The sequence below is a fragment of the Kitasatospora sp. NPDC058162 genome (assembly GCF_042884005.1).
Taxonomy (GTDB): domain Bacteria; phylum Actinomycetota; class Actinomycetes; order Streptomycetales; family Streptomycetaceae; genus Kitasatospora.
This window is the reverse complement of the sequence record NZ_JBHVUS010000037.1, coordinates 23,764-38,174: the sequence shown is the minus strand read 5'-3', so window position 1 is coordinate 38,174 and position 14,411 is coordinate 23,764. Positions and strand designations below refer to the sequence as shown.

Annotated in this window: 15 protein-coding genes; 12 read left to right on the top strand and 3 right to left on the bottom strand. The window is 71.9% G+C overall.

What is annotated here, in order from left to right; genetic code table 11:
- Positions 1 to 73: 73 nt before the first annotated feature.
- The 3 genes from ACFVXG_RS38245 to ACFVXG_RS38235 all read left to right on the top strand — a co-directional run bounded on the left by ACFVXG_RS38245 (position 74) and on the right by ACFVXG_RS38235 (position 3,495).
- On the top strand, positions 74 to 1,618 hold the full coding sequence (locus ACFVXG_RS38245; protein ID WP_387934578.1) for a hypothetical protein: 1,545 nt from the start codon (positions 74 to 76) through the stop codon (positions 1,616 to 1,618).
- Between the two features lie 38 nt (positions 1,619 to 1,656).
- Positions 1,657 to 2,514, top strand: coding sequence for a DciA family protein (locus tag ACFVXG_RS38240; protein WP_387934576.1), 858 nt, complete (start codon positions 1,657 to 1,659; stop codon positions 2,512 to 2,514).
- A gap of 132 nt (positions 2,515 to 2,646) precedes the next feature.
- Complete coding sequence (locus ACFVXG_RS38235) at positions 2,647 to 3,495, top strand: GIY-YIG nuclease family protein (protein WP_387934574.1); 849 nt, start codon at positions 2,647 to 2,649, stop codon at positions 3,493 to 3,495.
- A gap of 312 nt (positions 3,496 to 3,807) precedes the next feature.
- On the opposite strand, the gene ACFVXG_RS38230 is transcribed toward ACFVXG_RS38235, so the two are convergent.
- Positions 3,808 to 4,884: a hypothetical protein gene (locus ACFVXG_RS38230; protein WP_387934572.1), complete on the bottom strand. Its 1,077-nt coding sequence runs from the start codon at positions 4,882 to 4,884 to the stop codon at positions 3,808 to 3,810.
- 151 nt (positions 4,885 to 5,035) lie between these two features.
- Between ACFVXG_RS38230 and ACFVXG_RS38225 the strand changes: the two genes are divergently transcribed.
- The 9 genes from ACFVXG_RS38225 to ACFVXG_RS38185 all read left to right on the top strand — a co-directional run bounded on the left by ACFVXG_RS38225 (position 5,036) and on the right by ACFVXG_RS38185 (position 10,448).
- The gene (locus ACFVXG_RS38225; RefSeq protein ID WP_387934571.1) at positions 5,036 to 5,533 is read left to right on the top strand and encodes a DciA family protein; all 498 of its coding nucleotides are present in this window, start codon (positions 5,036 to 5,038) and stop codon (positions 5,531 to 5,533) included.
- Positions 5,534 to 5,645: 112 nt separating this feature from the next.
- Positions 5,646 to 6,116: a hypothetical protein gene (locus ACFVXG_RS38220; RefSeq protein ID WP_387934569.1), complete on the top strand. Its 471-nt coding sequence runs from the start codon at positions 5,646 to 5,648 to the stop codon at positions 6,114 to 6,116.
- 219 nt (positions 6,117 to 6,335) lie between these two features.
- Positions 6,336 to 6,653 carry a hypothetical protein gene (locus tag ACFVXG_RS38215; RefSeq protein WP_387934567.1) on the top strand — a complete coding sequence of 106 codons (318 nt, stop codon included), beginning with the start codon at positions 6,336 to 6,338 and terminating at the stop codon, positions 6,651 to 6,653.
- Complete coding sequence (locus tag ACFVXG_RS38210) at positions 6,650 to 6,952, top strand: hypothetical protein (RefSeq protein ID WP_387934566.1); 303 nt, start codon at positions 6,650 to 6,652, stop codon at positions 6,950 to 6,952. Before ACFVXG_RS38215 ends, ACFVXG_RS38210 begins: the two co-directional genes overlap by 4 nt.
- A 16-nt stretch (positions 6,953 to 6,968) precedes the next feature.
- Positions 6,969 to 7,523, top strand: a complete 555-nt coding sequence (locus ACFVXG_RS38205; RefSeq protein WP_387934564.1) for a Uma2 family endonuclease — start codon at positions 6,969 to 6,971, stop codon at positions 7,521 to 7,523.
- 206 nt (positions 7,524 to 7,729) lie between these two features.
- Positions 7,730 to 8,410: a hypothetical protein gene (locus tag ACFVXG_RS38200; RefSeq protein ID WP_387934563.1), complete on the top strand. Its 681-nt coding sequence runs from the start codon at positions 7,730 to 7,732 to the stop codon at positions 8,408 to 8,410.
- A 309-nt stretch (positions 8,411 to 8,719) separates the two neighbouring features.
- Entirely contained in the window at positions 8,720 to 9,385 is a 666-nt protein-coding gene (locus ACFVXG_RS38195; RefSeq protein WP_387934562.1) for a hypothetical protein, read from the top strand.
- 227 nt (positions 9,386 to 9,612) lie between these two features.
- Positions 9,613 to 10,017, top strand: a complete 405-nt coding sequence (locus tag ACFVXG_RS38190) for a hypothetical protein (protein ID WP_387934561.1) — start codon at positions 9,613 to 9,615, stop codon at positions 10,015 to 10,017.
- A 101-nt stretch (positions 10,018 to 10,118) separates the two neighbouring features.
- A complete protein-coding gene (locus ACFVXG_RS38185) occupies positions 10,119 to 10,448 on the top strand; it encodes a hypothetical protein (RefSeq protein WP_387934560.1) in 330 nt (109 codons plus the stop codon).
- 52 nt (positions 10,449 to 10,500) lie between these two features.
- Here the strand turns inward: ACFVXG_RS38185 and ACFVXG_RS38180 are convergent, their stop codons facing one another.
- Entirely contained in the window at positions 10,501 to 13,239 is a 2,739-nt protein-coding gene (locus ACFVXG_RS38180) for an ATP/GTP-binding protein (protein ID WP_387934558.1), read from the bottom strand.
- A 146-nt stretch (positions 13,240 to 13,385) separates the two neighbouring features.
- A complete protein-coding gene (locus tag ACFVXG_RS38175) occupies positions 13,386 to 14,381 on the bottom strand; it encodes a DUF4238 domain-containing protein (RefSeq protein ID WP_387934557.1) in 996 nt (331 codons plus the stop codon).
- Between the last annotated feature and the right edge of the window lie 30 nt (positions 14,382 to 14,411).

Sequence of the window (14,411 nt, the reverse complement as noted above, 5' to 3'; positions counted from 1 at the left end):
TGTCATTTTGCAGCAGCTCACAGCCCCGTTCCAGTCCCGCAGTACCCCCGTCGCGGCGAGTGGTGTCCCCGGTTTGAGCTCGGACGATGCGATCCGAGAGGGGGGCGATCTCTCCTCCCCCGGTCCTGCCTTGGGTTCTGTCCAGGGACGGGTTAGCGGACCGGTTGTCGAATCCGCCGCGCGCACCGTCGGCAATGTGACGCACATCACCCATTTGGGTGAGGCTCCGAGTGTCACACGGTCGGGTCCGAACCGTGCGCTTCCGGCCGCATCAGCCGTTCCGCGCCAGCGCCTGGAGTCGATCGACGCCACCCTAGTAGTCCCGGCGAAGAAGACCGCGTGGGTTCCGCAGCAGCATCAGCTGCTGTCCGAGACGGCGGGCCGGATCGCGCTCGACAGCTACAGCTGGATGCAGGCGGCGCACTGGGTGCATGGCGCCGGCCTGTACGTCCCGAAGGACGGCCCGAAGTTCGGCGAGACCACAATCAAGCTCGCCGAGGTCCTCTCGAAGCTGACGCCGTGCCGGCCGTCGATCCCGTACCTGATGCGCGAGCTGAAGTGCTCCCGGCGGACCGTGCAGTACCACCGGGACATCCTCCAGGCGACCGGCCTGCTGGCCTGGCGCTCGGTCGGCACCCGGCTGCCGATGGCGCCCGGCCAGAAGCGGGTCACCTGCTTGGCGTCGGAGTACGAGCGGCTCATCCCGGTCAGCTACGACCGGGCGCTCGGTATCCGGACCGCGGGCGAGGGCGTGGAGCGGCGGATGACGGGGATCTCGGAGGAGGGTCGGCCGGTCATCGCGGAGCTCGGGAAGAAGGCCGCGAAGCGTCTGCGCCGTCCCCGCCGGACCGTTCGTCACGGCCGTGCCGGACGGTGCGTCAGCACCCCGCGTTGCACCCCAATGGAGGGCGGTACCACTGACTGCGTGAGCTCTTCCTCTGTGGGTGATTCAAAGACTACGGGCGGGGCCCGTGACACGAAGTCGATCACGAGGAAGAAGCGGTCGACCCGGCAGACCAGGGCCGGGGAACGGCGGCGGACAGTGCTCGGGCAGGTCGTCACGGCGGCGATGCTGACCGCCGGGGACCGGCTCGCCCGAGTCGCGTACCGGCGGGTGCCGTGGGTGCGCAATGCCTCGCACGACCAGCTGCGGTGGGTCCTCAACGACCTCGCCGCCCGGGACTGGAGCGACGACCAGGTCATGGCCTGGCTCGGCTCGATCGCCGGCCAGTACGGGTGCGTCGGAGTGCTCTGGCGCCCGGAACGCCCGCACTCCCTGATCGCCCACGCCCTGCGCGAGGACGTCGTACAGGTGGAGCGCGAGCGGGAGCTCGTGGCCCTGGCCGCCGATCGGGTTGACGAGGCCAGCGTGGCCGCGGTGCGCGAGCTCACCAGCGAGTTCGAGTTCCTCGCCGACCTGTTCAGCGAGGCCGCCGCCGTGGCCACCGTGCCGGCGAGCAGGCAGGAGCGGCGGGAAGCGCAGTACCTACCCGCCGCGGCCGCGGCTCGGATGGAGGCCGACGTCGACCTGGCCATCGACGAGTTCGGCATCGACATGGTCGCCCGCTACACCGCGCTGGCCGCTAACCCGAACATCCAGCTCGGCGTCACCCGCTGAACATCCCCGTCCTGCCGCCCCGAACGGAGGTCTCCCTCGTGACCAGCACCAGCGCCCAGGCACCCAGCGGCGCCGACCTTGCCCGCACCGCCCTGCGCGCCGCCCGCCGCGCGGCCAGCCTCAACGGCAACGCCCCGGCGAAGAAGAAGCCAGCCCCGACCCGGCAGCAGATCGCACGCGCCGGCCGGGACAGCCGCGAGCCGTCCGCCCTGGCCGCCGTCGTGCCCGCGATGGCGACCGCCCAGGGCTGGGCGCTCGGCGCCGCGCAGGGCACCATGCGGTCCAACTGGGCCCAGCTCGTCGGCCCGGAAGAGGCCAGCCACTGGTTCCCGGCCGGGTTCAACGCCAGCACCCGCACCCTGCGAATCACGTGCGACTCCCCGGCCTGGGCCACCAAACTCCGGCTGGAGCAGCCCGCAGTCCTCGCCCAGCTCAACGGCAGTCGACCCGGCACCGTCCGTGCCCTCGACATCCGTGTCGGCCCGGCCACCCCCGTCGGGGTGCGTGACGCTGGCCAAGAGCCCGTTCCCGCCCGGCCGCATGCAGGCGCGGCCTGGGCCCCAAACGGGCTGCCCGTCGACGAGAACCCGCTGTACCAGCAGCTCCGGCAGCAGATGCGCGACCAGTCCGTCGTTCGCCAGCCCGTGCTCGAGGAAGCCGCTGCCGAGCGCGACGCCGCCCGCGAGAAGTGGTTCCGCGGGCACCGCGGCTGGTGCCGCAAGCCGGAAGGACCCGCGGCCGACGCCGATCAGCCCGAACAAGCTGTCGCCCGCGCCCATGACCGAGAGCAGCTCGCTCGCCACCGCGCGGCACTCGCCGCCGCCCGCGCCACCCGGGCCGGGGCTACCCCACTGCGTACTGCCCGCCCGGCCCCGCCAAAGACCGGAGCGGCGTGAGCCGCAGCCGGCCTCGCTCGTCCGGGGAAAACCGGGACAACCTCGTAGCGGTGGCGGCAGGGTGGCCACGATAACCCGTTTGTCGGCCCCAGCCCGGGCCACACCAGATGACCAGCAGAGAGGCGGATGCGCGTGAATGATCAGGACTCCATCGAGATTCCTCCACCGTTTAAGCGGATTGTCTATGCGATCGGCAGTAGCACCTCGCCGCTGGTGAAGATCGGAATCACGAAGAATCTGCCGAAACGGTTGCTGCAGATTCGTACGATGTCCCCGCTGCTCCTCTCGGTAATCTGGCAGCACGAGACGGAAGATCTACAGCTCGAGAACAAGCTCCACCGTCACTTCGCCGACCGCCGACGACACGGCGAATGGTTCGACTTCAGCGGCCTCGCGGCCAGCCATGTCCTGGACAGCGCGGTCCTTGCCCTGGAGTCCAGCCTGCCGGCGCAGCGGTCCGAGAAGCCAGCAGGTCCCGCTAAAACACCAGGCCTGGACAGTAATTCCCCGGATTGCAACTGCGGCCATTCTGTTCTGCTGCACTCCGGGCCGAATGTCAAGAACGATCCACCGTACCTTTGTGCTGCGGACGACGGGCACGGATTCGACTGCATCTGCCTCGGATACGACCCCGAACCGATGACGATGGAAAAGTGGCTCAAGCTCGGAATTAGGGCAGACTATGCGGTCTATCATCCGGCGTTCCGACCCGAGGAGGTCCGGTTTACCTCGCCGCTACGTCCGGCTCTGGCCCGCCTCATGCTCGGGGAGCCGAGTGCTCACCCCGAGGGCCGCAGGCTCGTTCTCCGCGATGTCGGCATCTACTTCACCGCCCTCAGCCTGATCGAGGCCAACGGCTCGACGAGCGCACTCGAAATCGCCGAGGCGATCGGCGGACACCTGTCCATCGAGGCCGTCCGCGCCGAGCTGGACGCCCTCCTTGAGCAGGACCTCCTGTGCGCAGCCCCGCGGCCCGAATAGGCCGGGCAACTGACTGCCGCTCTGCCGAACCATGTCACCCGAGTTCACCGAACGTCCCGCTGCGCCCGCCGACCGCTACCGTCGAACCTGCGGCTCGCCACCACGATGGCCGCCGTGGCCGAGGCGGTGTGCGGCTAGCGGTGGCCTGTCGGCGTCGACAGGCCACTGGCAGCGGGCCTCTTCGCCTGGGGTCGTTCGGCATGGCATGCGGCTGGTCGTTGCCCGGCGGGCTGGGCGGCGTCACCGGTGATGCCACCAGCGCCGTTCGACATGCTGCGGTCGGGGCGCGGTGCTGGCCGCGGTTCAGGCGGTTCAGGCGGTTCGCTGGGGGCGCTGGTCAATGACGATGCGCAGCCGGGGCCGGTCGGGTTCCGGGGTTTCGGCGGTGGCGGTGACCGGCTGGGTCTTGCGGACCTCGTGGGTGATGGCGGTGTAGTAGGCCAGGGCCAGGGCGCGGTCCTCGATACTGGTCAGGTCGCTCCCGGCGGTCCAGTAGGCGCTGTAGAGGGCCTTGATGACGGCCATGAGGCTGGGGCCGGGCAGCAGGACGGTGACCATGTCGGTCCTCTCCTGGGCGACGCCGGCGGGGAACTGGAAGTGCGGGCTGGCGGCCGCCGCGCGTGAACCGATGAACTGCCAGACGTGGGGGTGGCAGAGCAGTTCGGCGGAGCCCACGCAGGCTGCGCGGGTCAGGGTGCGGAAGAGGTCGGCTTCCAGGCGGCTGGTGCCGGTCAGGTTGTCCGGTGCGGGCGCCGTGGTGGACTTGGGCTGGGTGGCGGTGGCCTCGGTGGGCAGCAGGTCGCTGACGGCTGCGGTGAGTTCGGCGACCATACCGGCGTCGGTCGTCGGGTTGGCCGGCTGGTTGCCGGGTTCGCCGGCGGTCTGGTCGGACACGGTGGTCTCCTTCGCGAGCAGGGGCGGCGTCGGCTGGGCGGCCAGGGCAGTGGCCTGCTCCTGGAGGGCAGGTGCGGCCAGCTCGTGATCGCCTACCGCATCGTCGTTGTGGGGAATCGGGTCAAGGCCTGCTGCGGTGGCTGGTTCTGCGGGGGTGCTGTTCGCAACGATGTACGGGGGCGGATTCGGGTCCAGGTCGGGAGAGTCGGCCTGCGGTGTCGGGCCGCCAGCACGGGCGTCGTCCAGCTGCCTGCGCAGGTCCCGGATCTCTTGGCGTGCTTCGAGCAGTTCCTTGCGGTCGCGGCTTACAGCACGGCGCAGCTCGTCGCGGATCTCCTGCAGCTCCCTGGTGACGGCGGCCGTGAGCTCGGTGCGCAGCGCGGTGTGATCGGCGCGCAAGGTCGCGTTGTCGGTGCGCAGTTCCTTGAGGCCTTCGCGCAGGATCTGCCCGACTTCGGCGCGTAGGAGCTCGACCTGGCGGGCGGTGCCCATCATTTGCCCTCCCCGTGTGCGGTGTCGCACGGTGGTGACCGTCTCGGGTCAAGGGTTATGGGGCGCAGGGTGGTCGGAGAGGAGATCGCGGGGGGCTGACCCGATCCAGATCATCACTGTCCGGAATCGGATCGTCACATTGTTCGATCGACCGGTGGCCGCGTCCTCGACCAGTGGGTCGAGATCGCCCCCGAGCTCGTCGGCAAAGTGGTTCCGGTGCACTTCGACGTGCGCACCCGGACGGCTCGACCTCCAACCCACCTCCCCTGCCTACGCCACCCAGCTGCGCCTGCTCGGCCGCCAGCTCGTCGCCCGGATCAACGGCAAGGTCGGCCGGACCGTCGTGCGGGACCTGCGGGTCCTGGCACCCCGCGCCATCGCCGCCACCGGCCCCGACCAGCGGACCGAACACCACCAGGCCGTCCATCAGCCCGAAACCCCGGTCCGCACCCGCGACGACGCGAGCGCCGGCTACCACCGCGCACTCGCCGAAATCCGCCGCACCACCACCGCCGTCGACCCAGCCATCGCGGCCGCCACCAGCAGCCAGGTCCTCGCCGAATGCCGTATTCGTACCGACACGGAGCTCCGCGCCAGCGCCGTCCCGCTGCGCCAGGCCTGCCCGCCGATGCCCCTCAGCGGTGCCGCCTGACCAGGACCGCTCCCCTGCCCGCCCGGCGACCGCTACCGTCGAACCTGCGGCCCGCCGCCACGACGGCGAGACTGCCGCACCTCTACAGGAGCGGCGTGTTAAGGAGATGACCATGACCACCAACGGGACGACTGGCAACACCCAGCAGACGGCTCTCGACGGGCCGATCAGGGAGTACATCTGCGAGCTCCTGCGCGCGAACCTGGCAGCCGAGGAGGCGCGCGAGTCAGAGGTCCGGCGCCTCGAAGAGGCCGGACACCGGATCGTGAACGGCGGTCAGACCGGAATGGACTCGTGGGAGATCACAGACTGGCGCTCGGGCGCGCTGATTGAGGCCAGCACAAATGGCCTCGATGGCTACGATGCTGCAGCGGACCGCCCGGACCCCACGGGCATGTGGTTCCACATCGACCACGTTGGCGAGGGCGTTGACGAGCTCCAGGTGAGCTCCTTCGGCCTGCCCGAGTCCTTGGCCGAAGCGCTGCGCGAATGGCTCTCGCTGCGTTCGACACCAGACAAGGACGTTGCGGCCGTCACGGGATGGAGCGCGGACGAGGTTCAGCGACACCGCGTCGATATCTGACACCCGCCGAGTCGCCGCTGTCGGTGCCAACCGCCAGCACGGAGCATGGCAGCAAGACCGACCGGCATCGTCGGCCCCGTCCCGCTTGCGCCCGACTTGGTCGCCGATGACCCTCAGCGGTGCCGTGTGACCAGGACCGCTCCACCACCCGCCCGCCGACCGCTACCGTCGAACCTGCGGCCCGCCACCACGGCGGCCGCCCCCACCGAGGAGGACCAGGTGACCACCCAGCCCGACCACGGGAGCCCGGCCCCGGCCCTGCCGGCCACCCTGCACGAGCTGCGCACCGCCCTGTCCCGCTACGGCCTGCCCGGCGACCGCGACCTGTTCGAGCAGGCCTTGGCCGCCGCCCTCGACTCCTCCCCGATCGGCGACCTGGCCGCCGTCGCCGAGGTGATTGCCACCTACCGGCACCGCCTGACTCTGCGCACCAGCCCCGAGGCCATGGCCTCCCTCGCCGCGCCGATCGGCGGCCAGCAGTGGACCCCGGCCGCCGACGCCTTCGCCCGGCTCCGCGCCGCGGGCGGCAACCGGTGACCGACCAGCCCGAACAGCAGCAGCCGGCCCCGCTGCACGTCTTCCTCTCCGACGCCGCCGAGCAAGCCCTCGCCCAGCTGCGCCCCGGCGAGCTGGACGCGGTCGAGAAGCTCGTCGAGCGCCTGGCGGTCCACCCCCGGCTCGGCATCCCGGTGCCCGGCGGCACCGACCCCGAGGTCGACGACTACACCGCCCGCACCGACCCGGCCGCCGACTCCGGCGACCGCATCAGCGTCGTGTACCGGGTGCACGAGGCGATGGGGTCCGTGTTCGTGACCTGGGTCATCGCCGGGCCCTGACCAGAAGGTTGGGGCCATGAGCGTTGAGCACCACGTCGGTCCGTGGAGCATCGAGGACGTCCTGGCTCTGCCTGAGGACACCCACCACCGAGTCGAACTCCTCGGGGGAGCACTCCTGCTCAGTCCCCACCCCGATGTTCCCCACCAGCGCGCCGGCTCCCGCCTGGCCGTGATCCTGGACGCTGCCGCCGAGGCCTGCGCCGCCTCGTTCGAAGTGCTGACGGCGATCAACCTGCTGGTCCCGGACGGGCTGCTGGTCCCGGACCTGGTGGTCGCCGACGCCAACGTGGCTGCCGCGGCCGACCTCACCCTTAGCGCGCGTGACGTCCTGGTCGCGATCGAGGTCACCGTGCCGTCCACGCGCGTGGTCGACACCGTGCTCAAGCCCGCGCTGTACGCCGCGGCCGGTATCCGGCAGTACTGGCGCGTCGAACTCGAACCCGCCCCACGCCTCTACCTCGGGCACCTGGAGCGCGGCCTCTACGTCGACCGCCTCGTCCAGGTCGGCGAGACCACCGCGCTCATCGACCCGTTCCCCCTCGACCTCGACCCCGCGAAGCTGCGCCGGTAGTGCCGCACGGCACCGCAATGGCCGGACACCTGGAGTCCCTGGCCCGGGCCACCCACGCCCGCGAGCCCCTCGGCCGCCACCACGCTGCCCTCGCCTTCGCCCGCGGCCGCGCCGTCCCGAGGCATCGGGCAAACCGGTGAAGCCGCTGCGCGGTGTTCACCGGTGCCGATAGCGTGGACGGCCGGGAACGAACGGGAGGGGTGACGGTGGCGAGGTTTCTCAGCAGGGACCGGCTCGCGGCACTGACCGATGTCGAGTACGACGCGCTCGGTTCGCTGCACTTCGCGGTGAACGACGTACGTCACGAGTGGGTCGCCTCCGGCGCGGTGCTGGAGCGGATGATCGCGCTGTCCGACCATGCCGACCACGCCGACGAGAGCAGCCGGTTCTCGCACCGGTCCGAGGCCCTGTCGCAGGTGTCCAGGGCCGCGTCCCAGTACGGCCGGGCGGTGGAGGCTGCGATGTGGCCGTGCGTGAGCGCCTACACCGTGCTCGGCATCACGCTCCTGGACCGGGTGGTCAGCGGGCGCGCCCCGTTGCCCAGTGCCGTCGTCCGGGACCTGAGCGCCGAGCCCACCGTCGCCGAGCTGCAGACCGCGCTGTCCATCCCCGTCGCCTCCTTGCGGCGAGCCCGTTCCCCCGAGTTCCAGGCCTCCGAGCGGGAAGAACAGAAGGAGCTGCTCAACGCGGTCGAGAGCATCTACTTCTGCCTCGCGGACCCCGCCCGGGACAAGCCGCTGGACCGGGAGCAGGCCGCCGTGTGCCGCCTGACCGAAGCGGACGACCCGGGCATCGATCCCCTGTGGGACGGCCTGATGGAACCGCTCGCGTCCCTGGCCGAGCAGAACACGCTGGAGATCGGCTACTTCCTCGACCAGCAGCACTGATCCGCGGAGGTCGGATCAAGGGCGCCGTCCTTCGGGAGGCCCTCACACGCTTCGCCCGGCAGGGACTCGCCTGGGTGTGCACCCGTGCGCCGAGTCGAGCGCGGGTGCTGAGGGATTCGCCGCGCTCGGCCCCGCGGGCCGAGGAACACCGTCGGCACCGCCCAGGAGCATGCCGACTCCGCCGCTCCGACCCCGCGGTGGGTGGCGCACTTCTGCCCCGGACGGCCTGTCGAGGGCTTGTCGAAAACCGGGACGCCACGGCGGGAGAGCTGGGAGGATCCAGGTGACATCACTCTCGGGGAGGTATCGGTGACGCTGCGTCGAGACGCATGGGTGATGCTGGAGGCCGTCGCCGCCCAGGGGCCGGAGGGCTGGCTGACCGGCAGTCAGCCCCTGGAGACCCGGAACGCGGAGGTCACCGTCGTTCGCAACCTCGTGGACGCCGGCCTGTGTGAACTCGCACCGGCCGACGTTCTCGGGTGCCTCCCCCGCGACGAGGCGCGTCTGACCTGGGCCGTGCGGATCACCGCGCTCGGGCAGGACGCCCTGCGCTACCGGCACCACCAGGAGAACCCGACCGAGCGCCTGGCCGGGTCCGGGCCCGACCTGGTGCCGGACACCGCGATCAGCGTCCGCGGCATCGACCTCGACCTCCTGCGCCGTGCCCTCGCCGATGCCGAAGCCGGCGCCCTCACCGGCATCGACACCGTCGCGCTGGGCGCCGCGATCGGCAAGGCACGCCCCGTCGACGGCTCCCGCCGCCACACCGTGGACGCCACCGACGCCGAACTTGCGGCGATCATGCGGGTGCTGTACCTGGAGTCGCTGTACCGCGACGCCTCCGGCTACCACCACGTCCTGCGCCACTCGGAGCGGGCGCACGCCCTGCGCTTCCACCAGGTGAAGCCACGGCCCGTTCCCGCCGCGCAGGCGATGGCCGGCGCCCGGATCCCGGCGTCGGTTTCCAGCCCTTGACCGAGTCGGTTGGCCTGGGCAACCAGGCCGCTGTGCCACAGCTCCGGAGGCGACGACAACTGGAACGGCCTGTTTACCATCGCCGTCCACGGCCTGCACCGTCCGTCGCATTCCGCGCATTCTCGGGACACTGAGGGTGATGGTGCGTCAGCCTGGTCGGAAGCCGCTGCTGCCCCTGTCCAGCAGCGGTTCGGCCGCACCGGTCGCCGACTTCCGGAGGGAACTTCATGCGCAAGATCGTCACTGTGGCTGACGACGCCGACCTCGCCCACCTGGTCGACCTGATCGACATGCTCCCGGGCCCGGACATGCGGAGTTTCTGGGGCGAGGGATCGAACAGCATCGGCTCCAAGGTCGGGCACCGCCTCCGCGAGATCCTCAGCGGCCGGGGCGACTCCTCCGACGTGGACTACCTGGCCATCTACGTCCTCAAGTACCTCGGCCGGGGCAACCGGCACATCCCCGAGGACCGGATCACCGCGAACCTGCGCGGCGCGAGCGGCCTCCCGGCGGCCGGCCACGCCTGGGTCGAGGACGCCACCCGCACCGCGTTCACCCTGGTCACCCGCTACAGCCTCCCGGTCTGGAACGGCGCGCACCGCACCCGCGGCAGCGCGTGGCTCCAGGGCTGACGGGCCGCCGACGGCGTTTACGCAGGTCAGCAGGTGGGGCGGGGCAGGCTAGGCTGAACAGTGGACGGCTCAGCGAGGGAGGGACCTGGACAATGGCGGATATGAGCGAGATGGACGACCTTCGGGGTCGGCTGGCCGCGTTGGAGGCGGAGGTCGACCGGCTTCGGGAGGAGTCGGCGGCCACGCGCACGATGGCGGCGATGGCCGACCGGGACAGCGCCGAGGTCCGTGCCTCGTTGCGTGGGCACACCCAGGTGCTGAACGCGATCCGCGAGGACCAGGTCGAGCAGCGCCAGGCGATGACCAGCCTTGCCGAGGCCGTCGGTGCCCTGGTGGCCGGGCAGGTGGAGCACGGCCGGATGCTGGAGACCCTGGTGACGGGGCAGACGGCGGTCCTGGAGGAGCTGCGCCGCCTGGGCGGCAAGCAGTAGATGCAGGCGTGAAACGGCGAGGCGGCCCCCGATCGGGGGCCGCCTCGCCGTTTCAGCGCGCGGTGCGAAGGCGGTCCTGCCGTTCGGTGACGAGGGCGCGCCACCGGTCCCGGACGGCCTGGTCGCCGTCGAGCCAGCGTGCGGGGGAGGGGTACTGGAGGGGGCGGCCGGCCATGAACGCGGCGATGTCGGTGTAGTAGGCGTAGTCGCGGTCGCGGGTGAGCTGGTCGAGGTCGCGGATCGCGGTGTCCAGGCCGTCGTCGTCGTCGAGGACGGCGTGGTGGAAGCACACGGTGAGGGCGAGGGTGGTGCGGGCGGCGCGGACGCCGGAGGCCCTGACCTCGGCGTCGAGGACGGCAGCGCGGTCGAGGAAGTCCCGGCCGCCGGTGCCGGCGTCACGGACGAGGGCGGCGATGCGGGTGGTGAGGGTGGTGGCGCGCAGGTCGAGGCCGGCGAGGAGCTGGGCGGCGAGGTCGAGGTCGTCGCCTGCGGTCCCGGGGTCGGTGAAGGCGTGGGTGAGGGCGAGCTGGGCCTGGGAGGTGGCGCGCTCGCCGGCGACGGTGTGCTGCTCGGCGTCGGCGCGCGCGGCCTGGTAGTGGGTGGCGGCCTGGTCCATCTGGGCGTGGACCCAGGCGAGGTCGCCGAGGACGCGGTGCTGGCGTCCGGCCCAGCCCAGGGTCTGGGCGGCCTCGTGGGCGGCGGGGAAGTCGCCGTCCAGGCGGGCAAGGTGGACGAGGCCGCGGCGGGCGGCTGGGGCGAGGCGGGTGGCGCCGGCGGCGACCTGCTGCATGCCCTGGCGGGACGCGCCGGTGCGGCCGAGGTCGCGGTGGGCCTTGGCCCTGTAGTAGAGGGCCATGTCGGTCAGGTCCTCGGGCAGCAGGCCGCTGTCGATGACGCGGGTGAGGCGGTCGGCGGTGTGGGTGCGGTGCTGTCGTTGGCGGCCGGCGAGGGTGCTGAGGATCTCGACCAGGGTGTCGGCTGGGGTGGTCAGGACGGCGGCCCCGGTGTCCGGGCCTCCCAGGGTCGGTGGCCCGTCCTCGGCGGCTGGGGTGGGCGGGGCGAGGGGCTCCCACACCGAGTCGGCCACGTACGCCCAGGCCGCGGCGGCGAGCCAGCCGAGGTCGAGGCGGTGGTCGCGGGCGAGAGTCAGGCCCTGGCGCAGGCAGGCGACCAGCAGGATCCGGCTGCGGCTGGCGTTGGCGGTCCACTGCTCGCCGATCGCCTCGAAGGCCCGGGCGGCGGCGCTCGCCCAGTCCTGGTCGGACCAGCGGTCGTCGGTGTGGTCGTCGGCCCGGCGGATGGTCGAGCGCACCACGGCGTGCAGGTGGTAGGGCCACAAGGAGAGCAAGTTCTCGCGGACGAAGGGCCGCTCGGCCAGACGCAGGGCTGCGGCCTGGTGGGCCATGCCGGAGGCCTTGGCGGCGAGCGGGATGTCGAAGGCGTCCAGCAGCGACACGGCGCGCAGCACGTGCCGCTCGTCGGGGGTGAGGTCCTGGAGGGTGCGGGCGACGAGGGCCGGGAAGTCGTGGTCGAAGTCGGCCGGCTCGGGTTCGCGGGTGCGGCGGATCTCCAGGAACCGCATCACGGCGAGGTCCAGGTAGAGCGGCAGGCCGTGGGAGCGGGCGGCGATGACCTGGCGCAGGGCGTCGCCGATGAGAGGCCGGCCGTCTGCGGTGGTGAGGCGGCGGGTGAGGTAGTCCTCGCAGTCCTCGGGGCTGAAGTCGCCGATCAGGACCTGCCGGTCGGCCGCCGTCCCGGTGCTGGCCGGGGCGGTTGCGAGTTCAGTGGTCGCGCGGGCGCCGGGGATGTGGGCGCCCAGCTGCGGCCAGGCGGCGGGCCCGGTGTAGTCGAGCTGTCCCTGCAGCGCGTCGTCGGCCCACTGCAGACGGGAGCGGCCGGTGACGATGAACAAGGCGTTCGGCAGCAGCCACACGACGCGCTGGACCAGGCGCTCCAGGTCGCGGTTGGTGCGGTCGCCGATGTCCTCGAAGGTGTCCAGCAGCACCACCGGCACGACCGCCTGCTTCGTCGGCAGCCGGTCGACCTCGTAGGCGAGCAGGTGCGGGTAGTAGGAGAGCGCCTCCAGGTCCGGCTCCGCCTCCAGCAGGTCCGCGAGCCGCGGGCAGCCGGCCAGAGCGCGGGCGGTGGTGCGGCGCTCGCGTACCGCCCGCACGACCGCGGTGGCGACCTGGCCGACGGCGGAGCCGACCGCGCCGGGCAGGGCGAGCTCCTCGGCCGCCTTCGACAGCGCGGCCTGCACCTGGCCGGGCAGCGCTGTCGCGAGGCGGCTCACCAGCCCGGCACGGCGCAGGTACTCCTCCAGGCTCTCGCCGGGGTGGTTGTGCTCCCAGTACCGGCCGAGCGCGATGTCGAACGCCGGCAGGGCCCGGTCCAGGCCGGCCAGCGCGAGGCGCAGGGTGAGGACGAGGCTTTCGAAGTCGCCGCCGGCGGAGCGGGCGAGGTCGATGCGCACCGGCAGCAGCCGGGGCGCCGCCGGCCAGGCGGGCTCGCCCCACTGCGCGGGCCGGTGCTCGGCCGCGGTGAGCGCGGCCTCCAGCTTCCGCGACAACGTGGTCTTGCCGACGCCGCCGATGCCGTGGAACACGATGATGTTGTGCCGCGCCGTCTCCAGGTCCTGGACGTCGAAGCCGGGCTCGGTCACCCGGGCCAGGTGCTCGGTGAGCGCGGCCGCGACCCGTTCCCACTGCCCTCCCCGGTTGGTGAACGCCTCCCCGGTGCCCAGGCTCCGGTCGTTCGAACCGAACAGCGTCCGCAGATCCCGCCCCGCCATCGACGACTCCCCCTTCGCACAGACCTGACCTGGCATCAACCTACGCCCCATTGGGGCAGGTCGGCACTGGTGCCAGGCCACGTAGCGCGCACAGGTGGCCTGTGGGTCGTGAAGACCGCCAGGTGCGCTGATGTCCGGTTGGCGATTCACCCCCGGGTGGTCCAGAGATGGATCAGGCTGCGTTCCTCGTCGCGGCCGTCGCCACCGGTACTGGTGACGGGGCCGTGGTTGAACCGCAGGACCGGGCCGCGCTGCCGGAGCTCGACCCGGTCCTGCCAGCCGGATCGCTGCGGGTGCCCGACGATGACCTGCTCGCACGCCGAGGCGAGGTCGGCGTTGCACTGCGCGGCGCGGGCGAGCTTGACCTCCTGGACGGATGCTCCCGTACCGGGGACGAGGACCAGTTGGCGGGACGGGTCGAGCGGGAAGCGGATCTCCTCGGCGTCGGCCAGGCCGAAGCCGAGGTACGCGTCCTGGGGTGACGGCCGCTTCCACAGGACGAGCGGGGCGTCGGAGGTCAGGAAGCAGGGCTTGCGGCAGACCTCCAGCCGCCAGTGCCGGGCCCGCAAGTACGGCACGTAGCGGTCGATCGGGCCAAGGGCCGCGCGTATCGCGTCCGTCTGCGTTGCGGGTTCGCCGCCGTTCATGGCCAACGTGCCGTGCAGGTATGCCCAGGCGCCGTCGATCTCGGACGCTTCGGGATCGAAGCCGAGGTGTTCCCGGCGCAGGTACTCCTGCACCACGGCGCGGTCCAGCGTCCGGCCCTTCGCGTACTTCGTGACGGCCTCGGGGAACAGTGAGATCGCCCGGGCCCTGGGGGTACGGGCCATCTGGACCGCGAGGTACCAGCAGAGCATCTCGCGTCCGGGGCTGCCCGCGGCCGGCGGCTCGTCGGTGCGGGCGATCTCCCGCATCGCCTCGACGCCGGCGCCGTCGAGGCCGGCGAGCGCGTCCTCGACCGCCGTCGAGGTGACGCCGTCGACATCGGTGGTCGTGTAGAAGCCGCTCTGGACAGCGACGTTGATCGGGTTGGTGAGGTACGGGGCCCTGCCGCCGCGGCGCCGGACCCGGACCTGGGTGCCGTCGCCGAACCGGGCGAGGTAGGCGCGCGGGACGAAATGGTGGCGCTTCGGCGATGACATGCCGACGAGGGTACGGCTGAGGCCGCATGT